Below are 24,682 nucleotides of genomic sequence, written 5' to 3'. Positions count from 1 at the left end.
TACTTACTTTATGTTTAAGAAACTAGCAATTATTGGAGCACTAGCAGTTCCTATGTTCGGCATGAGTCACGGGGCAAATGCCGCTGAAACAACCCATCGCGTAAAAGCCGGAGAGACTCTTTACAAGATTGGCGCTGAATACGGCGTTACGGTTAAACAGTTAAAAGAAGCGAATCACAAATCTACCGACTCTATTAATGCAAGTGAAACATTAACAATCCCTAACTCTATTAGCGAAAGCGATAAAGAATTGTTAGCTCGCCTTGTACAAGCTGAAGCAAAAGGTGAACCTTACGCTGGCAAAGTGGCTGTAGCAACAGTTGTCTTAAACCGCGTGGATAGCGATTCTTTCCCAAACTCTATTCATGATGTCATTTATCAAGGTACACAGTTTACACCTGTACAAAACGGTGAAATTAATAAAGCAGCTGATGCTGAAGCAAAAAAAGCTGTAAATGAAGCACTAGCGTTTAGAGGTCAAGGAAAAGGTTCGTTATTCTTCTTTAACCCAGATAAAACAAGCGATCAATGGCTTCGCCAAAAACAGGTTACGATTACAATCGGAAATCACGTTTTTGCAAAATAAACAAAAAAGCACTCAGATGAGTGCTTTTTTTAATATGCAACAAGTAAGCTTAACAGAACAGCTATAATAATAATAGGTAATACATATTTAACTAGAAAGAACCATGCGTTGAATAATTTAGCGCCTTTTGTACTTCCTGAAATAAACTCTTCATACACGGCTTCTTTTTTCATTTTAAATGTCACAAAAATTGCAATGGCTAAACTTCCAAGAGGCAGCATTAAATTGCTCACAAAAAAGTCAGCTACGTCAAATATACTTCTGCCAAAAAGTGAGACATGTTTTAGTACACCAAACGAAAGCGCTGATGGGATACCTACCACAAACACAAGAATCCCTGATAAAGAAGCGTAGCGAGTTCGTTTTGTCTGATCGTCTTTGGTTAAAGCAGCTACGATAATTTCCAGCAGTGAGAAAGCAGACGTAAGCGTAGCAAATAGAAATAAAATTAAAAACAGTGCTAAAAAGACGGTACCAAACGGCATTTTCTCAAATACTGTTGGCAAGACCACAAACAAAAGTCCAGGTCCTTCAGTTGGCTTTAATCCAAATGAAAAAACGGCTGGGAAAATAGCCAAGCCCGCCAGCAGCGAAACAAACAAGTTCAAAATAGCAATAGTCCCAGCTGAACGCGTCAAGCTTACTTTTTTCCCTAAATAAGAGCTATATGTCACCATGCAAGATAATCCCACGCAAAGCGAGAAAAACGACTGACCGAGCGCATAGAGAACAGATGACCCTGTAATGGCTGAAAAATCCGGTTTCAAAAAAAACTTTACTCCGTCCATAGCTCCGTCTAATGTTAAAGAACGCACCACGATAATGATAAAACAAATAAATAACAGCGGCATCATGTATTTATTAGCACGCTCTATTCCTTTTTGTACGCCTTTTGAAATAACAAACACTGTAATTAATAAAAACAGCGCCTGTGCACCTAATACCACATAAGGTTGGCTAATGACGGCATTGAACAACGGACCGTACTCTTTTCCGCTTAGCATACCGGTTACGCTCATAATCGTATATAAAATCACCCAGCCGCCAACGACGCTGTAAAAGGAAAGCAAAACGACACAGCTGAGTACTCCCAGCCTGCCAATCCATACCCAAGCGGACTTTGGAGCAATTGCTTTATAAGCACTAATCGCTTCTTTTCCCGTATGTCTTCCAATGATAAATTCTGCCAACAGAAGCGGCAATCCAATAAAAATTGTAAATAAAATAAACAACGCAAAAAATGCTCCACCGCCACTGGTTCCGGTTACGTATGGAAATTTCCATATCGCTCCTAGACCAATTGCTGCCCCAGCAGATGCTAAAATAAAACCGAGGCGTGAAGACCACTGATTTCCTTTACTCATATAATGTTACTCTCTCCTCTTCTAAACTCAAAACTCACCTGATTAGTACTGTACCATAAATGTAGAAGAAAATCATTCCCGTTTTACTTTTTTCTATAAAACGATATCTATATAGAATAGAAAAAATGAAGAAGCAGCTGCCTCTTCATTTTGAGTTTGATGTTTCTATTCAAAAATTATTCTCTGTACGATGATTCGTCTCCACGGTAGGCTTCTTGATTTGACATTTCTTCAATATGCATATGCCCTTCTCTCTCTAAACGAAGAACCGTACGCTCTGCATCTTCATAACTCTCGCACGTCACTTGTTTATATTCCATATCGTCTTTATCTGTGTAAGCCACTAAATATGTTTCCATTTTAACTCCTCCTATATAAACTATATGTAACGTATGTTGCCTTTTTCGTTTATTTCTAAACATATAGGCTCCAAACATAAAGCCTAGCATACTATAATAGCGGAACTTCAATTTAAAAAGTTGAATTTTTCATTATGCACCGATGCAACATGGAGGTTACGCTTATGACATTTATTTTATCATTCGTACCAATTGTTGTTCCTTTTGGTATTTTAATTAGCTTAATTGCTTTTACAGCTGCTTTTTTACAATCAAAAGAGCATCATAAAAAGCTCTAGCTTACAAAAGCTAGAGCTTCTTTTTAAAAACGTCTATAGCGTTTAATCAGTCCCACAATAATAGCAATTGCTAATAAAACAATCGAGATGATAACAGTAATGACAATTGGCTGATTTCCACTTTGTTTCACCGCAATGGCAATATAAGCCCAAATAAAAACAAGCGGATAAACAGCGTCTCGGTTTTTTAATGTAAATATAATGCCCAGCGCAGCCCCTACCAGCAGCATAATAATCGTCCATGCTAACTCATTTAGGCCAAGCAAGTGCTGTATTCCATTTGCTTGAAATACGACAAATACATTAACAATAGTCGCAACAGAAATCCATCCAAGATAAAGCGAAATCGGCAGACGCATAAACCATGTCGTCATCCGAGAATGCTGAATAATGGAATATACAATCATTAATGTGCCTAAAATAAAGAGCATAACTAAAAGGGATAACTTATAGTAATCGTTTTGGAAAATAAAGATCCACGCACTATTTAACAAACAGTTTAGAAAAAACCAAATGCCGATACGTGCATATATTTCCTTTTGATCTTCTCTTGCAAAAAATTGGCGTATAACCCAAATGGTTAATAACAAATAAATAACGCCCCAGATAGCAAAGGCATAACCGGCTGGTGTAAACAACGTAGGAACTTGCGCAGAAGCCTCTGCCGTTGTTTTGCCTCCTATTGGAATGGCATTTGCTAAATAATTCACAAGAAGTGTAATAGCCAAGCCTACTGCATTTAATACAGCATACAAACGAAATTTTGCCATTTTGTTCTCTCCTTTCTTCTATTTATATGGGAATGTTTCGGAGACGAAAACGGCTCTTCCCTTCATTAATACCTCTTCTTCCCTAAAAATATGCATTTTTAAACAAAGATGATTAAAAATAGCTTCAAGAAGCTACCTCTTTAAGAGATAAAAACCGTTAGGGAACAATTTCCCATAACGCTTTCTATTTTTCAGAATATATGGTAAGTTAAACATAGACTAATAGGAAGTCCACTAGGGGTGCCGACCGGCTGAGACAAGTTTTCTTGATCCCTTTGAACCTGATCTGGCTCATACCAGCGTAGGAAAGTGGCAATGTTCAGTTTTGTACTGTCCTTTGCCACTCCGTTTATAAACGGAGTGTTTTTTATTTCCTTTATGTGCTTGTTTGTGACTTCCTCATATTAAAGGAGGATTTTGATGTCATTTTCATCTCAATTAAGACAAGAAGCAAACTATATTTACGAAGCCATTTTTAACCACCCTTTTATTAAAGGAATTGCTGAAGGAGACGTGCCAAAAGAGGCGCTTATTCACTACGTTTCTCAAGACTACGAATACTTAACAGCATTTGTCCGCATTTACGGCGCTGCTTTAACAAAATGCCGCACGCGTACCGAAATGGAAGCCTTTAATGCCGGCATTTCTACGGTATTACATAGTGAAGTACACCCTCATAATAATTTTTGTGAAGTAGCAGGCGTACGCTATGAAGACCTCCACACTGAGGCTCTTTCACCAACGGCCAGCCACTATATTAACCATATGACAAGCGTTGCGCATACAGGCAGCTTAGCGGAAATCATTGCCGTGCTTCTTCCATGTCCGTGGACGTACGTTGAAATTGGCCAGCGCATTACAGAACAAGTAAATCCATCTCCTTCTCATCCTTTTTATGAATGGATTCAGTTTTATAATAATGAAGAAATGAATGGCACAACACAATGGTTTTGTAACAAGCTTGATGAACTCGCCGAACAAGCGACTGAAGAAGAACGTAATCGTATGAAAGATCACTTTATCAAAAGCTGTGAGCTGGAGTATTTATTTTGGGAAATGGCGTATACACAATAAAAATGGCCGCTTTCTCAGCTTTCACTTTCAAAATAACGAAAAAGCCTCCTATCAGGAGGCTTTTTATTTCAATAATTTTTTAATCATTTTCAAGTTTTGTTTCTCTGAAGGATAGCGGAATGACAAATCAAACTTGGTTGTTTGAGACAGCATGCTTTTAAAATGAGAAAATGTCTGAAAGCTGTCTTTTCCATGATATTGGCCCGTACCGCTTTCTCCAACTCCGCCAAAGGGTAAATATGGCGTAGCGATATGCATAAGCGTATCATTTATACAGCCTCCTCCAAATGAAAGACGCTCCGTTATGACGTTTTGTACATTTGCACTTTCCGTAAACAAGTAAAGAGCTAACGGCTTAGCTTTTTCTTGAACTTTATGAATAACTTCGTCTAGCGTTTCGTATTCAATCATAGGAAGAATAGGTCCAAAAATTTCTTCTTGCATAACGTCTGATGTCCAGCTTACTTCACTTAACACCGTAGGTTCTATTGTGAGCGTACTTTTATTATACCCGCCTCCAACTATAGCGTTTCCGTCTTTTAAAAACTCAACTAGCCGAATAAAATGGCGCTCACTGACAATACGGCCGTAGCGCTCACTTTCAAGCGGATTACTACCGTAAAATTGATAAATCGCTTCGCGAAGTTTCTCCACTAGCTGCGCTTTTACCTTTTTATGCACGAGCAAATAATCGGGAGCAACGCACGTTTGGCCTGCATTCATTCCTTTGCCAAACATAATTCGCTTCGCTGCAAGATCTAGGTTTGCATCTTCATGTACAATGCACGGACTTTTTCCTCCTAGCTCCAGCGTGACGGGAATAAGCTGCTTCCCTGCTTCTTGCATAATAATTTTCCCTACATTTACACTTCCCGTAAAGAAAATATAATCGAGGGGCTGTTTTAAAAGCAGGCTCGTCGTGTCTACAGCGCCTTCAATCACCGTCACAAATGCGGGATCAAAAGCCTCAGCTAGTAATTCTTGTATAACCCGAGATACGCTAGGCGTTAATTCAGAAGGCTTTATAATCGCCGTGTTTCCAGCGGCAATCGCTCCTACTAAAGGAGACAGCGCTAATTGAAACGGATAGTTCCACGGAGCAATAATTAACGCGACTCCATACGGTTCAGGAACAATTTTCCCTTTAGAGCCCACGTGTGTTAAAGCGGTTTTTACTTTTTTAGGCTTCATCCATTTTGCTAAATGCTTAAGCGTAAACCGAATTTCCTCTAGTAAAATCCCAATTTCCGACGTGTACGCCTCTACTTCAGATTTATTCAAGTCTTGTTTTAAAGCATCCATAATTCTCTGCTCGTTTTGTTTGACTGCGTCTCTGAGCTTATTCAGCGCTTGAATGCGGCTGCTGATGCTCTTTGTCTTTTGTGCATAGAAATACTGCTTTTGTGTAGAGACAATATGTTCAATGACCGTTTCATCTGTGATATAGAATTGCTCGTGGTTCATCTCTTTCATCTCCCTATAAACATTCAGCTTCAACTGTAGCAAGCAAGCTTTTTAACAGCTCAACTGCCTCGTTTAAAGCCAATGAATAATATCTCTGCGTTCCTTTTTGCTCAATTTGCACAAGCTTTTGATCACGTAAAATTTTTAAATGATGAGAAATTGCCGGTCGTGATAAAGTAGACTCGTTTGCAATTTCATTAACGGTTAAAGGCTCTTTTTCCGCGAGCAGCAAAATAATATCTTGTCTTGCTGAATCACTTAGAGCCTGAAAAATAGGAATGCTGGCACGAAATAACTCCACTGCTTTTTCACTCATAAATATTCTCCTTTATTTAATTTCTTGTGTTCTGCGGACAACGGATGAAAGCCACTTTCTTGGTACAAAGCGCGGGATGAAGGTGGCGAGACGAAACTGTACTCCTGGTACGATAACCGTCTGACCTTTCATAAATTTTTTATAGCCCGCTTTAGCAACTGCTTCTACATCCATTGCACCGCTTTGAAAAAGCTTGGAATTGCTCAGCTGGGCCCGGTCGCTAAAACCCGTTTTAGTTGGACCCGGGCATAGAGCACTTACCGTTACATTGGTACCTCTTAATTCATTTTCAAGGGCCTCTGTAAAAGATAATACGTACGCTTTCGTTGCGTAATACACTGTCATAAGCGGACCCGGCATAAATGCAGCAACGGACGCAATGTTTAAAATTTTCCCGTAATTTCTTTTGACCATATCGGGTAAAAATAATTTTGTTAAATGAGTTAATGCTCGGATATTTAAGTCAATCATGTTTAACTCTTCATCTAAAGCTGTTTCAATAAATTTACCGTATAGTCCAAAACCTGCATTGTTCACTAAATAATCAACGTGCATTTCTTTATTTTTAAGTTCTTCATACAGTGACTGTATCTCTTCTTCTCTTGATAAATCCTTTACAACCGTTATCACGTCAATATTATAAGTAGATTTTAAATTCTCTCTAATCGCTGTTAGTTTATCAGCACTTCTAGCAACTAAAATTAAAGAATGGCCATCCTTTGCGAATTGATAAGCTAACTCTTTTCCTATTCCTCCGGACGCACCGGTGATGAGCGCATAATGCTGTGACATAGTGTTCACTCCTTATGTTTATATGTTCAAGAACTTAAACATTTAAACTTATCTTATAGGATTCATTTTTTCCCGTCAACTGTTTTCTATACTCTCCTTTTCTTTTATGTTTTCCATTTTTGCCATTTGCGCATTTCTGTACATTTTTTTACAAAATATGCGTTTTCTTTACATAGAAGGCTAATGTCGTCTAGTTTTGACAACCTTTGTCACCTAGCAGGAAAACAAGTGAAGATATGGTGAATACAACATACAACAAATAATCCATTACATAGTTGGATGAAAATAGATAAGGGAGGAAATGAAAAATGATGGAGACGTATACAATTAAAAAAGTAAGTGATCAATTAGAGGTAGAAAAGAAAACGTTAAAACAATGGGAAAAATTATTGGGCAGCTATTTAACAATTGAACGAGTAGATGGGGCCCGTGTCTATACAGAGGAACAAATTGAATTATTTAATGATATTAAACAGCTGTTTGATGAACAATGTACGTTAGATGAAGTCAAAGAATATGTTCAGCTGCTGATAAAGGAACAAGAAGAGCAGGAGCATTTAGTGATGGAATCAGAGGCAGCGGTTTCAAAAGAAGAAGAACCAGCAAAGTTGAAAACTGCTAAAAAAGAAAACGTCATTGATTTTCAAGAACACTCCAATAAACAAATGAAGCAAGAAAAGAAAAAAGCTGCTGAAAAGCAGGAAAGCATTTCAGAGAATAAGCAAGAGAAGACCCCTCCTATACCTGAAGCACGATTAGCTACTGAAGAAGAAAAGCAGGCTATTTCTGCTTCTATTGAAGAAGAAAAGCAGGCTATTTCTGCTTCTATTGAAGAACCAAAACCAAACGACCTTGTCGTGAATGAAAAAGAGCTGCTTCAAGGGGAACTAGTAGAAGCTGTTCGCCGCTATGAAGATGTGTTTGAAGTACTTGATACGTTTAAAGCTGATTTGTTAAAAGAAATGCGAGAAGGAATGCGAAATGAAGTTCGGGAAGAAATTGTCGGGGAAGTAAAAAAAGAGCTTGAAAAAAGTGCTACTCAAACTGTAGAAATGGTGGAGTCGGTCGGGGCATATATCTCTGAGTCTTCAGAACGCAGCGCAAGAGATGTAGAAAATATGTCTAAAAAAATTATCCGTTCTAACGAAAAATCGTTTGATGAAGTCACTTCTTTGATTGAAGATTATTCAACAATTGCGGAAGAAAAAACAGAGGATATGCGCCTGTTCATGAAAGATGTCATGGAGAATGCGGATGAATCCTCTAAAGAAATGCAGTATTTATTAGACCGATTCTCAAGCAATTCTACCGTTGCGATGAATCAAGTGAAATTTATGGTTGAAAAACTAAACAATTCTTCAACTAATACGACAGAAGAGCTTCGTGATTTAATTGATTCGATGAATGAAGAACGAGTCTATTATTTGAAAGAAATGGAGAAAGAGCGTAAGCTTCATCGTCAAAGCGTAGCTGAACGCGAAGAAATGTTTAGTGATTTTGTCCAAACCTTCAGACAAACCGCCGCTGCTGATATGAAGCGAAAACGGAAGTGGTGGAAGCTGTTTCTCTCCTGAAAACACCGGCCCTATGATAATAGGGCCGGTGTTTTTTGATGGTATAAGCACTAGTAGTTTGTCTGTACGAAACGTTAAGGTAACCTATGCTGATGAGACGTTATACTTTGAAAAGCATGATAACCGCTTACCGATACGCCTATAGTCCCCGCTCCCGGAAACACTGTATCTCCGCATAACCACAGCCCTTGTAAGCCAGATCGATGCGAAATGCTGTTGAACAAGGCATGATCTAATGTTTGCGGAAAGCCTCCCACTCCGCCGTTTGGGCGAGAAGTGAACCTTTCCCATGCTTTAGGAGCTCCTGAAATTTGATGCTCTGCTTCTTCAATGTTAGGAATGATAGTTTTAATTCCTGCTATCATTTTTTTCTCAAGAACTTGTTTTTGAACATCATAGGTTTCCTTGTTACTCCACTTGCTAAGCTCAATGTGAGTAGATGCTGTAATTGTACGTTTGCCTTCCGGCGCACGAAAACGATCGTCAGGATGAGACACGGAGATAAATAAATGATTTCCTTCCGTCATCTCGCCTTGTTCGGATTGAAGCACTTGCTGAAACAACTCTACCTTCTGCGGAAGATCTCTTTCATCAATCGCAACATACATCGAAAACGTTCCCCACTGCGGAAGCTCGCTTTTTTCTTTGGCCCTCTTATGGATATGTTGGTAATCTTCATCATGCAGTAAAGACTTTAAGCTTTGAATTGGCGCGTTGCATACAACGTCTGAAGCGCGGTAGCGGTTACCTCTATGATCATGCACGATCCACTCGTCGTTATCACGCTCTATCTTTACTACTTTCCTTCCTAGAGTCGTTTTTCCTCCGTTGGCTTTAATAGATTTTTGCAGGGCTTCTGCGACTTTGTATAAGCCACCGTTCACATAGAAAGCTCCTTCGTGATAAATATCCAACGCTAGACATCCGATAAGCATTGAACAGTTCTCACTCGTTGTCTGCATGCTGTCTATTAATTGACCATCAATAAAATGAATAAAGTCCGTTTCGTCTAGCAACCTGTGTTTTTTTAGTAAATGACTAAACGATTGATGAAAATAAGGTAATAACTTCACAGACCCAAGATTTAACGAACTTACCAGCCTACTCCACTCACCGATTGTGAGAGGAGGAAGAACCGGCAGCGGCCGCATGAGCTTGCGAATTTCTTTTGCAACTCTAAAAATACTTTCATAGAAGCTCCTAATATTCTTCGCTTTATGAGGAAATTGTTTTTGAAGATACGAAATATGCTGATACCGGTCTTGATAATAAATTAGTGTACGATGTGGAAGATGAACTTTCATGATTTTCTCAAGAGAAATCTTTTCAATTTCTAGGCCCAGGTATGTGCTGATTCGCTCATGGATCCCTCCGCGCTCAAACCCCATTCCAAGCGTCGCTCCGACAGGAAATGTATAGAGATGGCGCTGGAATTTCCCGGCACAGCCTCCCCACTCTCGAGAAGCTTCTAAAACCGTCACTTCATAGCCATGTTTAGCTAAAAGCGCTCCCGCTGTTAACCCACCTATTCCTCCACCTATTACAACAACTTGCTTATGCATGTTTTCACCTTCTTTAACTCTTTCTTCTATTGTGCAAAAAAAAGAAGCTCACCGCAATTTAGAAGCGGCTCGTTACGGCAATAAAAAAGCTGTGAATGATCTCACAGCTTTTTGGCTTATTTCGTAATCACTCCACAAACAATTCGATCTCCTGAGTTTCCTGAAGGATCTGTTGTGTAATCGTCTACTTTATCATGTATCACTAATGCCGACCCATCCATATCTATAAGAGAATTCGGCTTTCCTTCTTGCAACGTCACAAGAGAAGCAAAAATTTCGGTATCTACTTTTCCATTTGGCGCAACTTCTAAGTTGGGCAAGTCACCCGCATGCGGGCCTTTTGTATTTTTAAAGCCGTGTTCACGTTTAAAAGAATTAAAATGGGCCCCTGCTGTTTTGAAATCCGGCACCTCACATTTTCCTATTTCATGAATATGAAATCCATGTCTCCCGGGTGAAAGACCTTGAGCAGTTAATTTAATTTGCACACCGTTCTTTGCTTCTGTCAGCGTAGCCTCTCCTACTTTTTTGCCTGACGTATTCGTTAAATCTACTTTAACAGGTCCTACCGATACCTCGCTCGTTTCTTTCGCTTCCTCGGTTTTCAGGTGGTTTTCATGAGCGTTATTTTGCTCTTTTACCATGCTGCATGCTCCTAACAATAACAGAACAAAGACTACGCATCCGTTCATTATCAACTTTTGCATCCGTGATTCCTCCTTTTGCTTATTTATCACCATCCTTTCACTATTTTCCTTTTTTTAGACATCAAAAATAAGATTGAGACATACGTTCACCTTACCAAAGAAAAAATCCGAACGAGTTGGATTCTTAATGAAGAACCTCAATTCATCGTTCGGATTTTCCTTCAACTAAAATACTTTGTTTTAACGTCTTACTTTTGTTTAAAGTTGTATTCTTTTTCCGTTCCGTTTGAAAAACGAACTTCTAATTCAAACGACTGAAAATCTTTTTTTAGGCCAAACGCATCGATTACTTCCTTTTTTACATCTTCATCGGGGGTGCGCTGATCAAAATTTAACTTTTTAAATGTTGAAGATAATTTATTAAACGCTTTGTCTCCGTTCAAGTGCTCATCGTTAATATTATCATCCACTTTGGCTTCTATCTCATCGTTTTCATTTTCATAGTCGGCTTCATAATCATTATTAAGCCCCTTGTAGTCTACTTCTAAATCAAATTTTGAAAAGTTAAAAGATGTGTTTTCACTTTGATTATCATAGCTCATCGGCGTTCCGCCATTTGTCACGCCTTGTTTATTTTGAGCTTCTCTTGCGGGTGCCGCATCATCATTGTGGCATGCTGAAAGTACGCTCATACCTATAAGGGAAAAGAATATGAAAAAGGGTCTTTTCTTCACTGTATTTCCTCCTTTGACTTCACTCTTCCTTCCCTTTATGTCCACAAATTCAATTTATATACGCCTTCACTAGAAAACCCCGCTCTCTAAAAAGAAAGCGGGGTTTTTCGTCTTGTTTATTTTACATTAGAATAAGAAATACTGTACATGCTGTTAAAATACGTATTATAAAGAGCTTGAACAGCACGGTCTAAAGCGTCTGCTTTCACACCAAACATCATGCTTACCTCAGAAGAACCTTGGTTAATCATTTCAAGATTCACTTCAGCACGAGCAAAAGCGTCTGTAGCTTTCGCAGCAATTCCTACTGTACTATTCATTCCCTCTCCTACTACCATAACCATAGCAAGATCACGTTCAATAAAGATTTCATCTACTTCAAGTTCTTTTTCAATTCGAGCAAATACGCGTTTTTCCACATCTGGCGTAAGCTGATGCTCGCGCATGATGACAGAGATATTATCAATTCCTGAAGGAGTATGTTCGTATGAAATACCTTCATCTTCTAAAATTTCAAGCAATCTTCTGCCAAAACCAATTTCACGGTTTAATAAGTATTTGCTCACATGAATATTGCAAAAACCTTTGTCACCAGCGATTCCAACTACTGGCGTATCGCCGTGAGGGCGCTCAGCTACAATGAATGTACCTTTTGCTTCAGGATTATTTGTATTCTTAACACATACAGGAATGCCTAGTTTATAAACCGGCTCTAGCGCTTCATCATGGAAGACAGAAAAACCTGCATAGGATAGTTCACGCATTTCTCTGTATGTGACTTCTTTCATTTCATGAGGCTTTTCCACAAGTCTTGGATCTACGCTGTAAATAGCATCTACGTCAGTAAAGTTTTCATACAAGTCAGCTTTTACTCCTGCTGCTACAATTGAACCTGTAATATCTGACCCACCGCGCGAGAACGTAACCATGTTCCCTTCTTCAGAGTAGCCAAAAAATCCTGGAATCACCAAAATGCCCGAACGCTCTCTTAGCTGCGGCAGTTTTTCATAAGACAGTGGAAGCACTCTTGCTCTTCCTGGTTCATCAGAAACAAAAATACCTGCTTCTTTTGGATTTACATAATGAGCTTCAAACCCTAAATGGTTTAAATAAGCAGACATTACCTTTGCGTTATTATCTTCTCCACTTGCTTTGAGACAATCTAATAAGCGAAACGGATCGTTTTTATGTAAATCAATAAGTGATTGTAAATTCGCAATAATATCAGTAATAATCGTTTCTGGCATAGACAAGTCAACCACGATTTCACGATAGCGATCGATTACTTGCCCAAACTCATCGACGTAATCTTCTCCAAGCTGTATTTTGGCAGAAAGTGCGATTAACAAATCTGTCATTTTTGTATCTTCTCCGTATCGCTTGCCCGGAGCTGATACAACTACCAGCTTTCTCTCTTTATCAGACGTTACAATATGCGCAACCTGTTTAAATTTCTCTGCGCTTGCAACTGAACTCCCGCCAAACTTCGCAACCTTCATGTTTGAGACACTTCCTTACTTTGTTTTTAATATTCGATTATTGTACCATATTTTATCAAGTAGAAAAGCTTATCTATCTAACTTTTCTAAAAATTAAAGGAATACTACCGTAATTGTACTCTCATAAAGAACAAATGTCTACCACAAAAACACAAAAAAGACTGATTTTACATGATGTAAAATCAGTCTTTATTTGTTATTCTGCTTTTGGTTTTTTTAATACACCTACAAGGACCGCTGTCACAATGGCACCAATTAAAATTGCTAGTGCATATAAAAGAGGATTTCCTTGTACAATTCCGATAACGAATACACCGCCGTGTGGTGCTGGTAAACCGATGTGGAACATCATTGTTAAAGCACCGGCTACTGCAGCACCGATAACCGATGCGGGAATAACACGGCCTGGGTCAGCTGCTGCGAATGGAATCGCACCTTCTGTGATAAATGAAAGACCCATTACATAACACGTTTTACCTGTTTCACGCTCTTGGCGAGTAAATTTGTTTTTGAACAAAGTTGTCGCAATAGCCATACCTAGTGGCGGAACCATACCGCCTGCCATAATCGCTGCGTGTGGAGCATAGTTTCCAGCATCAATCATTGCGATACCAAATGTAAAGGCTGCCTTATTAATAGGACCACCCATATCAATAGCCATCATACCGCCTAAGATAATACCTAATAATACTAAGTTACCCGTGCCAAATCCACTTAACCAGTGCGTTAACCCTTTGTTAATTGCACTAACTGGCTCATTTACAACATAAAGCATAATCAATCCTGAGATAAAAATCCCAAATAGCGGATAAAGAAGAACTGGCTTAATTCCATCAAGAGCTTGCGGCAGGACGCTGAACAATTTCTTTAATCCCACTACTACATAACCCGCTAAGAAACCAGCGATTAAACCACCTAAGAAACCGCCTCCGCCAGAAGCTGCTAAAAGACCTGCAACCATACCAGGAGCTAAACCAGGACGATCAGCAATACTCATTGCAATGAACCCTGCTAGTACCGGTACTAGTAAAAAGAATGCATTATCTCCGCCAATTGTTTTTAGCGCCGCTGCAAACGCATTGTACGTTGGATCTTTCGGTTCTGCTGAGTGAATACCAAACATAAATGAAATGGCGATTAAGATCCCGCCCCCTACAACAAACGGAAGCATTGCTGATACACCGCTCATTAGGTGTTTGTAAAACCCTGTACGCTCTGATCCTTTACTTTCTCCGCCTTCTTTGCTGCCACCGCCGCCGCTGTATACAGGAGCGTCTCCTTTTAACGCGCGGTTAATTAATTCTTCGGGCTTACGAATTCCTTCAGCTACTGGAACTTGAATAACTTTTTTACCTGCAAAACGTTCCATTTCTACTTGCTTGTCCGCTGCAACAATAATAGCGGTAGCGTTTTCAATTTCTTCCTTCGTCAACGCGTTTTTAACACCACTGGAACCATTTGTTTCAACTTTGAGCGTCACGTTCATGTCTTTCGCTTTTGCTTTTAGGCTATCCGCTGCCATATACGTGTGGGCAATTCCCGTTGGACAAGCCGTTACAGCAAGCACTAATTGATCTGAAGCTGTATCCACTTCTTCTTCCGGCGCTTCATTTTCAGTTTCTTTATCATCAATTGCTTTAATGACTTCATCAATTGATGATGCTGTTAGCAACGTTTTTCGGAACGATTCATCCATTAATAACGTAGACAAACGAGATAATGTTTCTAAGTGAGCATTATTCGCGCCTTCACTCGCTGCAATCATGAAGAATAAATGTGCAGGCTGTCCGTCTAATGATTCATAATCAATACCTTCTGTTGAGCGTCCAAATGCAATGGCCGGTGTTTTTACCGAGCTTGTTTTTGCATGCGGAATGGCAATGCCTTCCCCAATTCCCGTTGTACTTTGAGATTCACGATTTAAAATTGCTTCTTTATAGCCAGCTCGGTCGCTTAAGCGACCAGCTTCGTCTAATTTTCCAACTAACTCATCAATAACATCAGCTTTTGACGTGCTTTTTAAATCAAGAATGATTGTATCTTTTTTTAATAGTTCTGTAATTCTCATTCTCGGTTCCCCCTACTCTACCTTTGTGATTGACACTTGTTCACGAAGCGTCTTTACATCTTCTGCTGTACATAATTCAAGTGAGAATGCTGTGGCACTTCCTGAAGCAACTCCTGTTTGAAAGGCTTCTAATAAATCCCCTTGCTTTACATAAGAAGCAATAAATCCAGCTACAAGTGAATCGCCAGCTCCAACAGAATTTTTCACTGTTCCTTTAGGGACTGTGGCACTGTAGACACCGCTTTCGTTAATAAGAAGTGCTCCATCGCCTGCCATGGATACAACGACGTTTTGCGCTCCTTGTTCCACGAGTTTTTTACCGTATACTAGCGCATCTTCTGCACTGTTTACTTCTACATCAAACAATTCTGCAAGTTCATGATGATTTGGTTTGATAAAAAACGGCTTGTGAGACACGACGTCTAGCAAGGTTTTTCCACTTGCATCTACTACTACTTTTACTCCGTTCGCTGCTGCTAGTTCCGTTAACGTTTCATACACAGAACTTGGAAGCGTTTTCGGTATACTTCCTGCTAATACGAAGATATCGCCTTCAGTCATTTGCTTTACTTGAGTCAATAAAGACTGAAGCGCTTCGTCTGTAATAGCAGGTCCTTGACCGTTAATTTCTGTTTCTTTTTCCGTTTTTAACTTTACGTTAATGCGGGTATCTCCATCAACTCTTGTAAAAGCTGTTTCAATATTCTCTGCTTTTAAGTAGTCTTCGATATAGGTTCCTGTAAAGCCGGCTACAAAACCGAGAGCTTTATTATCAACATCTAATCGCTTTAAAACGCGAGAGACGTTAATACCTTTCCCTCCTGGAAACTTGGCTTCATTCGTTGTGCGGTTAAGTCCGCCTTCTTCGAATGCTGAAACATGTACTACGTAATCAACGGATGGGTTCAACGTACATGTATAAATCATGATTTCACAACCTTTATGTCTGTTTTGTTTGCATACTGTATAAGTACATCACTAGGTACGTCATTTGTTATAATTTTTGCTTCATGTAAATCGGCTATTTTCGCAAAACTTGTTTCAAAAAACTTAGTAGAATCTGATAAAATATAAGATTCTCTAGAAAGCTTCATTGCCGTTTGCTTGATCAATGCTTCTTCTGGATCAGGAGTTGTATATCCATATTGATGATGAATCCCATTCGCTCCCATAAAGCACTTATCAAAACGATACTGCTCAAGACTTAAAAGAGCTCCATTGCCAATTAAAGCGCCCGTTTTATGTTTAACAGATCCTCCAATTAAATAGAGGGTGATACCTTGTTCTAGCATCGGGTTTAAATGCATTAAACCATTTGTCACGACAACTACATCTTTTTGCTTCAAAAAAGGAATCATTTCATACGTTGTAGTTCCTGCATCTAAAAAAATACAGTCACCTTCATTTATAATGGAAGCCGCATACTCTGCAATGTTTCGTTTATCTTGAATATTTTTAGCAGATTTTTCGATAACGCTCAGTTCGATTCGTTTACTGCGAATAAGCGAAGCGCCACCGTGAACACGTTTGAGCATTTGCTCTTCTTCTAGTTGACTTAAGTCTCTTCTAATTGTGGATTCCGAAGCGCCTGTAACTTCGATAAACTCTTGCACTTTTACAAGTTCTTTCTCTTTTAAAAGTTTTAAGATTAGTTGATGTCTCTCCGGCGTTAACATGTTCTAGCTCCTTTTTCAAAAAAGCGTTTTCATTTATTTCATGTACTTACTTTATCACGGTTTACATTCAAAATCAATCATAAAAAATCAAAAACATTCATTTTTTTAATTACAAAATAAAGTTTTTTGAACGAACAATTAGATTTGCATTTGTTTTGATAATAGTTTATACAAAAGGAAATAAGCTGGTAATTCAAGAATTTGTCTACTTTTCTCATTATATGTAAAGGTTTTCTTGTAACTAATTAGCTATGACTGTTTTTGACTATTTCTTGACCGATTTAATTTCTCTTGACTGAATTATGTTTAGCTTGTCCTGTTTTAATGAGAGCCTATACATCAAAAAAGTTGTCCACCTTTTTGGACAACTCAAAGTGACCCATCATTTAAATAAAAACAGAAGCATATATAATATAGAAGCAAGGGCAGAAGAAATAGCCAAACTTGAGATAAAACGAACGAGTCTTTTCTTAATGAACTGCGTTAATTCAATTTCTCTTACTTGAGTTTTTTCATTTTGCATACAATATCCCTTCTTTAATCAAAATTTCCTAGTAGCTAAAAGTGACTACTCGCAGAATATGCTTTTATGTATTGTATGCAAGCGTTAAAAAAAAGATACAAATTCAACAAAAAAGCTACTCTTAGCTAGAGTAGCTTTCATCTTTCCATACATCTGCTTCAATTACTGCATCCGCTCGAATCGAATATGTATAACAAGGCCCTGTCACCATCAGCGTATTCGACTGCAGAGAAACTTTATCGATTGTCACTCGTTCATATCTTTGAATATGTCCTGCTTCATAGACGTGAAGGGTTACTGGATGATGCTCCGAGTAACTGTTCATAATGACATTTTCAATATGCTCAATCTTTTCTTTTTTCAACCCTAAAGACTGCTTATGCGCCTCAGGACTGTACATTTTCTTCATTTTCTCTAAATGCTCAGGCATTACTAACTTCGCATACTGTTTTAATTCATCTTGATACACGTTCATTCTCCCCCTTGACTCTTGCTTCTATTTTACCGAACGAACATTCTCATTGCAAAACTTTTTAATCAAAATAAAAGCAAACAATTCATTTTTTCATACTCCATAAAAACTGTCAAAAGATTTTATGTTGATAGCAGAAATTGATTTTTTAAAAAATAATAATATCCCATCTTTAATTCAGCCTCTAGAGTTGGTATAATACATTGTCATGACTGTGTTTTCGGAGTTTTTGATGATTGGAGGTAACGTTCATGATCAATAAAATAAAAGAAATTATCCTCATTATTCTAGGAAGCCTCATTTTCGCACTGGCCATTAATTATTTTGCTATTCCAAATGAATTAGCAGAAGGCGGCGTAACCGGTGTAACAATGATTACCTATTATGTACTAGGCTGGTCTCCTGGTATCACAAACTTTATATTAAACGGTTTGCTGGTACTGATCGGATACAAATTGCTTCACAAACGTGTGATTGCTTACACAATTATATGTATTATTTTCACATCTCTATTCCTACATATAACTGAAGGACTGGGAAATCCTCTTGACGATACGCTACTGGGGGCTATTTTTGCTGGTATTTTAGCCGGTGTAGGACTCGGGCTTGTGTTTAGAGGTGGCGGAACTTCCGGAGGCTCGGCAGTTATCGCCCGCTTAGCTAATCAATATCTAGACTGGAATATTAGCAAAACGATGCTAGCAATTGATCTATTAGTTGTAGCAAGCGCCTATTTTGTCATCGGTGGAGAAAAGACGATGTACACGGTTATTTCTCTTTATATCGGAACAAAGGTGCTTGATTATATTATTGAAGGACTCAACCCCCGCAAAGCAATCACTATTATTTCACACCGTTCAGCTGAAGTAGCCGAACAAGTTAACAAAAAGATGCAGCGAGGCGTCACTGTCTTTTCTGCTCATGGAAGCTATACAAAAGAAGCAAAAGACGTATTGTACGTAGTTGTGAACAAACAAGAACTATTAGAGTTAAAGCGCATTATTCATAAAGTCGATGAACAGGCTTTTGTGGTTGTCCACGATGTGCGAGACGTCTTTGGAGTAGGTTTTACTATTCCAAAAGCCAGCTAAAAACCCGCTGTAAAAAAGCGGGTTTTTTCTATTATATATGTTTGCGCTGGAAATACAGTAAACCTGCTGTTATAAAAAGAAAAACTTTCTTGTAACGATAATAAAAAAGCGCTTCAATGAAAGCCTAAAAAGCTAAAAGGCGATGCCTTTTAGCTTTTTTCTTTACACGTCCATTTAATTAACAAACCGCAATGCGTTAATCCTCCTCCAAACCCATAGAGAATAAGAAGGTCATTATCCCGTACTTTTCCTGTCATTATTCCTTCGTTCAAGGCAAGTGGAATAGAAGCTGAAGATGTATTTCCGCAGTATTGTACACTCGTTAACGTTTTATCCATTGAAACACCTGTTTTAGCACAAATAGCTTCAATCATCCGAAGGTTTGCACTGTGCGGAATAAACCAATTTACATCAGAAAGAGAAATGGAAGTACCCTTTAACAATGCTTCTACTCCTTTTGGAATCGTTCGGACAGCAAAGCGGTATACTTCACGCCCATTTTGAACTAAATTTCCGCTCGCGTTAATTTCTTTTCCTGAAAGAGTATCAGATAAATTAGAACGATATAAATTCACCCCTCCGCTTCCGTCCGTTCCGTAGTGACATCCTAAGAAACTTGGATTATGCTCATCGTATTCTACAAGCATAGCTCCCGCTCCGTCACCGAACAGCACGCAGGTAGCCCGGTCCTTATAATCTGTAATTTTCGACATGACTTCAGCACCAATAACTAAAATCTTTTTATGCAATCCGGACGTCACTAAGCCGTTCGCCACGTGAAGTCCATATGTAAAACCGGCGCATGCGGCACTTAAATCAAATGCAGCAGCTTGATCAATATGAAAGTAATCTTGAACCTGACATGCTACGCTAGGAAAAAAGTGATCCGGTGTTGTTGTCGAAACAATAATTGCATCTACATCTTCTATTTTTACATTATAGCGGTTAAGCAAATTTTTAACAGCTCGAATGGCAAGCGTAGACGTGTATTCGCCTTCACCAGCAATTCGCCGTTCTTTCATTCCCGTGCGCTGTACAATCCATTCGTCACTTGTATCAACCATTTCTTTTAAATGGTCGTTCGTTAATTTTTGCTTTGGTGTATATATCCCCATTCCTGTGATTCTAGCTTTTGATTGCATCATTTCTCCACCTCAAATCAGTTGATACTTAATTATAACACCTACTTTTAATATCTGGTACTAATTTATTAATAGATAAAAAGCGCAAAGGTATACCCTTCACGCTTTTTATCAAATAGAATAATCTTCTGGAATAAATACTTTTAGCTGCTTAGGCTTTACATACACCTGCTCTCCTACTTGAAGGCTGAGTGTTTTATAATGCTCTTTGCTTAATTCAGCTTCTAAAAATTCTTCTGCATCTTCTCTTTTTAATTCAATTTGCACGATAGGTCCTATCACATGAATATGGCTAACGGTTGCAGAAACGGCATCTGCGCTTGTTTTTACTTTTTCAAGGTGAATATCATGAGGTCGCACATATCCAACAGCTGCTTCTTCATTTCTTCCACTAAATTCTGGAACATCCATTTCAAAGCTTCCTTGTTTTAGCCTGCCTTTATGAATGCGACCCTTAAATAAATTGACGTTTCCTAAAAAATCGTACACAAATGGACTGTTAGGATGATCATATACTTCCTCAGGACTTCCAATCTGCTCAATTTTCCCGTTGTTCATTACAACAATACGATCAGCTACATCTAAAGCTTCTTCTTGATCATGCGTAACGAATATACTCGTAATATGAAAGTCATTATGCAATTTACGCAGCCATCTGCGTAAATCTTTACGAACTTTCGCATCCAAAGCGCCAAAAGGTTCATCTAATAGCAGTACTTTCGGTTCCACTGCTAACGCTCGAGCAAGCGCTACTCGCTGGCGCTGTCCTCCCGATAATTGAGAAGGATAGCGATTTGCAAGCGGCTCTAGTTTCACAAGCTGCAGCAGCTCGGTTACTTTCTTGTTAATGTCCATTTTAGAAGGTCTTGTTTTTTTAGGTCGTACTTTTAAACCATACGCAATGTTATCAAACACAGTCATATGCCTGAACAAAGCATAGTGTTGAAAAACAAACCCTACATTCCGCTCTTTTGGATTTACGTTCGTAATTTCCTTTCCATCAAATAAAATAGCTCCCTGGTCAAGATGTTCAAGACCGGCAATGATGCGAAGCAAAGATGTTTTTCCAGAACCGGACGGACCGAGTAAAGCTACTAATTCACCCGTTTGAATATCAATGTTAATAGAATCCAGCGCTTTAAAATCACCAAAGTTCTTTGATACGTGCTTAATATGGATACTCATCTCATAAGCTCCTTCCTTTTTAAATATGTTTGGCTTTCCACTCAATAATGTTTTTTATAATTAATGTAAATATAGCTAAAACTGACATTAAAGATGCTACCGCAAACGCTGCTGCAAATTGATATTCATTGTAGAGAATTTCAATATGAAGAGGCATCGTATTTGTCATTCCTCGAATGTGCCCCGACACAACGGAAACAGCTCCAAACTCTCCAATCGCCCTCGCATTACATAAAATGATTCCATATAATAAGCCCCATTTAATATTAGGTAATGTCACTAGAAAAAAAGTTTTGAAACCGCTGGCTCCTAACGTTAACGATGCCTCTTCTTCGGCTGACCCTTGAGCTTGCATGAGTGGAATCAATTCTTTGGCAACAAACGGAAGCGTTACAAAAAGGGTAGCTAATATAATACCGGGAATAGCAAAGACAATTTTGATGTCGTGATTAAACAGCCATTCTCCGAACAACCCTTGTGCACCAAATAATAAAATAAAAATCAATCCAGCAATAACAGGCGAAACGGCAAATGGTAAATCAATAAGCGTAATTAAAATATTCTTTCCTTTAAAATCAAACTTCGTAATTAACCATGCAGCTACCACGCCAAAAACGGCATTTAACGGAACGGTAATCAGCACAACGATTAACGTTAGTTTAATAGCAGCCAGGGCATCTGGATTTGTAATCGCAGCGAGATATGTTTCCCACCCTTTTTGAAAGGCTGTTATAAAAATCGTGATAAGCGGAAGCACTAAGAATAGAGCTAAAAAAGCCAGTGCAATAAATGTAAGCAGCCACCGGACGACTTTGGGCTCTTTTAAACTAGAATGAGTGATTTCAACAGTCGTTTTTGCGTGCTGCATTGGAACATGTCCTGCCAATGTCATCCCTCCTTAACTATGTATAAATTTACGATTTGTCCACCATTGAATAATATTAATAAGTAATAACAGAAAAAATGATACAACGAGCATGACTGATGCAATAGCAGTAGCTCCCGCATAATCGTACTGCTCGAGTTTTGTCATAATAATAAGCGGCGTAATTTCAGTTTTCATCGGCATATTTCCAGCAATAAAAACAACGGACCCATATTCTCCAAGCGCTCTTGCGAATGAAAGAGAAAAACCTGTTAAAACAGCCGGCACCAGCTCCGGAAAAATAACTTTTCTGAACGTTTGCATTCGGCTGGCTCCTAAACTAGCAGATGCTTCTTCGATCTCTGCATTAAAGTTTTGCAATACCGGCTGCACCATTCGGACGACAAACGGCAGACCGATAAACGTAAGAGCGATAATAATTCCGATAGGCGTAAATGCGATTTTAAACGTAAATAATTGACCAATCCATCCTTTCGGAACGTAAAGAGTGGTCAAGGCAATGCCGGCAACAGCCGTTGGCAAGGCAAACGGCAAATCCACAAGTCCGTCAATAAACCTCTTTCCAGGAAAATGATACCTCACTAATACCCACGCAATAATGGTTCCAAAAATAACATTAATGATGCCGGCTGCAAATGCTGCTCCAAAACTTAATTTATACGACGCTACTACTCTAGGTTCTGTAACAGTTTTAATAAAGTCGCTCCATCCCATAGATGCCGTATTTAAAAAAATCATAGCTAACGGAAAAAGCACAAGGATACTTGCATAAAACATCGTAAAACCTAAAGAAAGCCCAAATCCAGGTAAGATGCTTTTCTTTTTTTTCTGTCGTTGTAACACGCTCACGTCTTACACCTCTCTCTGCTTTCAAGATACATGTACACAGAAGATACGAATCACCATTCGTATCTTCCTCGTTCTACTTTTTTAATGAATCATATTATTTTGGCTGATAAATCTGATCGAATGTTCCCCCATCATTAAAATGCGTTTCTTGAGCTTTTTTCCAGCCGCCAAAATCCTTAATGGTGACTAGGTTAAGAGAAGGAAATTGATCTTTATGTTTCTCTAATACTTTTTCATTTCGAGGGCGATAGTAGTTTTCTGCTGCGATTTCCTGACCTTTTTCTGTATATAGGTATTTTAAGTATGCTTTTGCTACCTTTGTCGTGCCTTTCTTTTCAGCTACTTTATCTACTACAGCAACAGGTGGCTCTGCTAAAATACTTAATGACGGTGTTACAATTTCAAATTTATCTTTTCCTAGCTCATTTAACGATAAGTAAGCTTCGTTTTCCCATGCAATTAACACGTCTCCAATGCCTCGCTCTACAAAGGTAGTTGTAGCTCCGCGTGCGCCTGAGTCTAACACTTCGACATTTCCATAAAGCTTACTCATGAAGTCTTCAATCTTTTTGTTATCGCCGTTATATTTATCCTTCGCATATGCCCATGCAGCTAAATAATTCCAGCGCGCGCCTCCAGAAGTTTTTGGATTTGGCGTAATAACAGATGTACCTTTTTTCGTTAAATCATCCCAATCTTTAATTCCTTTTGGATTTCCTTTACGAACTAAAAAAACAATCGTTGATGTGTATGGTGTAGAATTATGAGCCAATTCTTTTTCCCAGTCTTTGTTTAATAATTGACGAGTTTGAGCGATTTCATCAATATCGTAAGCAAGCGCCAGCGTTACTACATCCGCTTCTAAACCGTCAATAACTGCTCGGCCTTGCTTACCAGAGCCACCGTGTGATTGCTGAATAGTGACGTCTTGCCCTGTTTTATCTTTCCAATAAGACGCAAAGCTCTTATTGAACTCCTGATAAAGCTCACGTGTAGGATCATATGAAACGTTTAAAAGTTCTACTGGTTTTTTTGAATCGTTTTTACTCGCAGAACTATCTTTCCCTGCTGTTTCAGTAGATTTTCCATTGCCGCAACCTGCTAGCACCACGAGCAGTGCTGTCAGCACCATTAAAAACTGAACTGCTTTTTTCTTCATGTTTTACTCCCCTTTTTATAAAAAAATACAAAAAGGCCGCTATCTCTTAAAAAAGAGAAGCAGCCTTCAGTTAGTCTGATCAGCGTATATGCTCTTAAATTATTCTTATTAAATTCATTCGTAAGAATAAAAAGAAGATACTTTCTGAAAAGACAATTTATTCTTGTTTTTATAATAAACACACTTTACCCATTAGTCAACTAGGTTTTGAATCTTTTTTACACTTATTTTAGTTCTTTTTACGTATTTTCCTTACTTACTGCGTGTCTGATACTCTTTTTCTAAGTCAGAGAGTGTGAGTTCAAAAAGATGATGATTTTCTTTTTTATAAATCCCTTTTTTCAGTAACTCTTCAATGAGGTATTGTTTTCTTTGGCGCACCGCTGCTCGTAATAAATTTTCCATCTTTTCTCCTCCTATTATATTAATTTAAGAATAAAAAAAAGACTCCTAACAGAGGTCAGGAGCCTTCGGTAATCCGATCAGCACAGGAATGAAACTGTCAGATCTTCATAATTTTAAAACGTATAAAGCTGCTGCTTTAGCAGCTTTACACTTTTCATCGTCATACTCATACAACCTATAACTCAATCTTAATTCGAAAAATTCTAA

25 protein-coding genes and 1 riboswitch are annotated in these 24,682 nt (G+C 38.6%); of the genes, 4 read left to right on the top strand and 21 right to left on the bottom strand.

Annotated features, from left to right (window positions below; genetic code table 11):
- The first annotated feature begins 10 nt into the window (after positions 1–10).
- Positions 11–586: a cell wall hydrolase gene (locus tag ACH0CI_RS16865; RefSeq protein WP_406901927.1), complete on the top strand. Its 576-nt coding sequence runs from the start codon at positions 11–13 to the stop codon at positions 584–586.
- Between the two features lie 29 nt (positions 587–615).
- On the opposite strand, the gene ACH0CI_RS16860 is transcribed toward ACH0CI_RS16865, so the two are convergent.
- The 3 genes from ACH0CI_RS16860 to ACH0CI_RS16850 form a co-directional block, all read right to left on the bottom strand.
- Positions 616–1,950, bottom strand: a complete 1,335-nt coding sequence (locus ACH0CI_RS16860; protein ID WP_071274965.1) for a sodium-dependent transporter — start codon at positions 1,948–1,950, stop codon at positions 616–618.
- Between the two features lie 176 nt (positions 1,951–2,126).
- Positions 2,127–2,309: a hypothetical protein gene (locus ACH0CI_RS16855; RefSeq protein ID WP_335707284.1), complete on the bottom strand. Its 183-nt coding sequence runs from the start codon at positions 2,307–2,309 to the stop codon at positions 2,127–2,129.
- 301 nt (positions 2,310–2,610) lie between these two features.
- Positions 2,611–3,357 (bottom strand): TspO/MBR family protein, encoded by a 747-nt coding sequence (locus ACH0CI_RS16850; protein WP_335707283.1) that lies wholly within the window; start codon positions 3,355–3,357, stop codon positions 2,611–2,613.
- Between the two features lie 226 nt (positions 3,358–3,583).
- Positions 3,584–3,682, top strand: a riboswitch (TPP riboswitch).
- 95 nt (positions 3,683–3,777) lie between these two features.
- Here ACH0CI_RS16850 and tenA point away from each other — a divergent pair.
- On the top strand, positions 3,778–4,431 hold the full coding sequence (tenA, locus tag ACH0CI_RS16845) for a thiaminase II (RefSeq protein WP_406901926.1): 654 nt from the start codon (positions 3,778–3,780) through the stop codon (positions 4,429–4,431).
- Between the two features lie 63 nt (positions 4,432–4,494).
- Here tenA and ACH0CI_RS16840 read toward each other — a convergent pair whose 3' ends face one another.
- Genes ACH0CI_RS16840 through ACH0CI_RS16830 form a run of 3 tightly spaced genes read right to left on the bottom strand, consistent with a single transcriptional unit; the run spans position 4,495 to position 7,003 of the window.
- Positions 4,495–5,895, bottom strand: a complete 1,401-nt coding sequence (locus ACH0CI_RS16840) for an aldehyde dehydrogenase (RefSeq protein WP_108674647.1) — start codon at positions 5,893–5,895, stop codon at positions 4,495–4,497.
- A gap of 13 nt (positions 5,896–5,908) precedes the next feature.
- Positions 5,909–6,211, bottom strand: a complete 303-nt coding sequence (locus ACH0CI_RS16835) for an ArsR/SmtB family transcription factor (protein WP_033578848.1) — start codon at positions 6,209–6,211, stop codon at positions 5,909–5,911.
- Positions 6,212–6,223: 12 nt separating this feature from the next.
- The gene (locus ACH0CI_RS16830; protein ID WP_335707282.1) at positions 6,224–7,003 is read right to left on the bottom strand and encodes an SDR family NAD(P)-dependent oxidoreductase; all 780 of its coding nucleotides are present in this window, start codon (positions 7,001–7,003) and stop codon (positions 6,224–6,226) included.
- A 308-nt stretch (positions 7,004–7,311) separates the two neighbouring features.
- Between ACH0CI_RS16830 and ACH0CI_RS16825 the strand changes: the two genes are divergently transcribed.
- Positions 7,312–8,577 (top strand): helix-turn-helix domain-containing protein, encoded by a 1,266-nt coding sequence (locus ACH0CI_RS16825; RefSeq protein WP_406901925.1) that lies wholly within the window; start codon positions 7,312–7,314, stop codon positions 8,575–8,577.
- A gap of 74 nt (positions 8,578–8,651) precedes the next feature.
- On the opposite strand, the gene ACH0CI_RS16820 is transcribed toward ACH0CI_RS16825, so the two are convergent.
- The 9 genes from ACH0CI_RS16820 to ACH0CI_RS16780 all read right to left on the bottom strand — a co-directional run bounded on the left by ACH0CI_RS16820 (position 8,652) and on the right by ACH0CI_RS16780 (position 17,761).
- Positions 8,652–10,139: a phytoene desaturase family protein gene (locus tag ACH0CI_RS16820; RefSeq protein WP_063248091.1), complete on the bottom strand. Its 1,488-nt coding sequence runs from the start codon at positions 10,137–10,139 to the stop codon at positions 8,652–8,654.
- 116 nt (positions 10,140–10,255) lie between these two features.
- Positions 10,256–10,846: a superoxide dismutase family protein gene (locus ACH0CI_RS16815; protein WP_406901924.1), complete on the bottom strand. Its 591-nt coding sequence runs from the start codon at positions 10,844–10,846 to the stop codon at positions 10,256–10,258.
- A 188-nt stretch (positions 10,847–11,034) separates the two neighbouring features.
- A complete protein-coding gene (locus ACH0CI_RS16810) occupies positions 11,035–11,520 on the bottom strand; it encodes a YusW family protein (RefSeq protein ID WP_028413528.1) in 486 nt (161 codons plus the stop codon).
- Positions 11,521–11,636: 116 nt separating this feature from the next.
- The gene (locus ACH0CI_RS16805; protein WP_406901923.1) at positions 11,637–13,019 is read right to left on the bottom strand and encodes an aspartate kinase; all 1,383 of its coding nucleotides are present in this window, start codon (positions 13,017–13,019) and stop codon (positions 11,637–11,639) included.
- A 196-nt stretch (positions 13,020–13,215) separates the two neighbouring features.
- Positions 13,216–15,087, bottom strand: coding sequence for a PTS fructose transporter subunit IIABC (locus ACH0CI_RS16800; protein WP_028413530.1), 1,872 nt, complete (start codon positions 15,085–15,087; stop codon positions 13,216–13,218).
- Between the two features lie 12 nt (positions 15,088–15,099).
- Complete coding sequence (pfkB, locus tag ACH0CI_RS16795) at positions 15,100–16,014, bottom strand: 1-phosphofructokinase (RefSeq protein ID WP_028413531.1); 915 nt, start codon at positions 16,012–16,014, stop codon at positions 15,100–15,102.
- Positions 16,011–16,763 carry a DeoR/GlpR family DNA-binding transcription regulator gene (locus tag ACH0CI_RS16790; RefSeq protein ID WP_028413532.1) on the bottom strand — a complete coding sequence of 251 codons (753 nt, stop codon included), beginning with the start codon at positions 16,761–16,763 and terminating at the stop codon, positions 16,011–16,013. Before ACH0CI_RS16790 ends, pfkB begins: the two co-directional genes overlap by 4 nt.
- A 382-nt stretch (positions 16,764–17,145) precedes the next feature.
- Positions 17,146–17,286: a hypothetical protein gene (locus ACH0CI_RS16785; protein WP_013056833.1), complete on the bottom strand. Its 141-nt coding sequence runs from the start codon at positions 17,284–17,286 to the stop codon at positions 17,146–17,148.
- A 121-nt stretch (positions 17,287–17,407) separates the two neighbouring features.
- Entirely contained in the window at positions 17,408–17,761 is a 354-nt protein-coding gene (locus ACH0CI_RS16780; protein ID WP_033578844.1) for a YolD-like family protein, read from the bottom strand.
- Positions 17,762–18,009: 248 nt separating this feature from the next.
- Between ACH0CI_RS16780 and ACH0CI_RS16775 the strand changes: the two genes are divergently transcribed.
- On the top strand, positions 18,010–18,849 hold the full coding sequence (locus ACH0CI_RS16775) for a YitT family protein (RefSeq protein WP_028413534.1): 840 nt from the start codon (positions 18,010–18,012) through the stop codon (positions 18,847–18,849).
- A gap of 149 nt (positions 18,850–18,998) precedes the next feature.
- Here the strand turns inward: ACH0CI_RS16775 and ACH0CI_RS16770 are convergent, their stop codons facing one another.
- From ACH0CI_RS16770 to ACH0CI_RS16745, 6 genes are all read right to left on the bottom strand, one after another.
- Positions 18,999–19,994 carry a ketoacyl-ACP synthase III gene (locus ACH0CI_RS16770; protein ID WP_335706723.1) on the bottom strand — a complete coding sequence of 332 codons (996 nt, stop codon included), beginning with the start codon at positions 19,992–19,994 and terminating at the stop codon, positions 18,999–19,001.
- 108 nt (positions 19,995–20,102) lie between these two features.
- Positions 20,103–21,176, bottom strand: a complete 1,074-nt coding sequence (locus ACH0CI_RS16765; RefSeq protein WP_335706722.1) for a sulfate/molybdate ABC transporter ATP-binding protein — start codon at positions 21,174–21,176, stop codon at positions 20,103–20,105.
- A gap of 19 nt (positions 21,177–21,195) precedes the next feature.
- Positions 21,196–22,062: a sulfate ABC transporter permease subunit CysW gene (gene cysW / locus ACH0CI_RS16760; RefSeq protein ID WP_108674642.1), complete on the bottom strand. Its 867-nt coding sequence runs from the start codon at positions 22,060–22,062 to the stop codon at positions 21,196–21,198.
- A 12-nt stretch (positions 22,063–22,074) separates the two neighbouring features.
- On the bottom strand, positions 22,075–22,911 hold the full coding sequence (gene cysT / locus ACH0CI_RS16755) for a sulfate ABC transporter permease subunit CysT (protein ID WP_033578840.1): 837 nt from the start codon (positions 22,909–22,911) through the stop codon (positions 22,075–22,077).
- 94 nt (positions 22,912–23,005) lie between these two features.
- Positions 23,006–24,070 (bottom strand): sulfate ABC transporter substrate-binding protein, encoded by a 1,065-nt coding sequence (locus ACH0CI_RS16750; RefSeq protein WP_115653740.1) that lies wholly within the window; start codon positions 24,068–24,070, stop codon positions 23,006–23,008.
- 252 nt (positions 24,071–24,322) lie between these two features.
- Complete coding sequence (locus tag ACH0CI_RS16745) at positions 24,323–24,475, bottom strand: Fur-regulated basic protein FbpA (protein WP_335706721.1); 153 nt, start codon at positions 24,473–24,475, stop codon at positions 24,323–24,325.
- Between the last annotated feature and the right edge of the window lie 207 nt (positions 24,476–24,682).

The organism is Priestia sp. 179-F W1.4 NHS, assembly GCF_045369295.1.
Classification (GTDB): domain Bacteria; phylum Bacillota; class Bacilli; order Bacillales; family Bacillaceae_H; genus Priestia; species Priestia zanthoxyli.
This window is presented reverse-complemented; position numbering and strand designations above follow the sequence as displayed.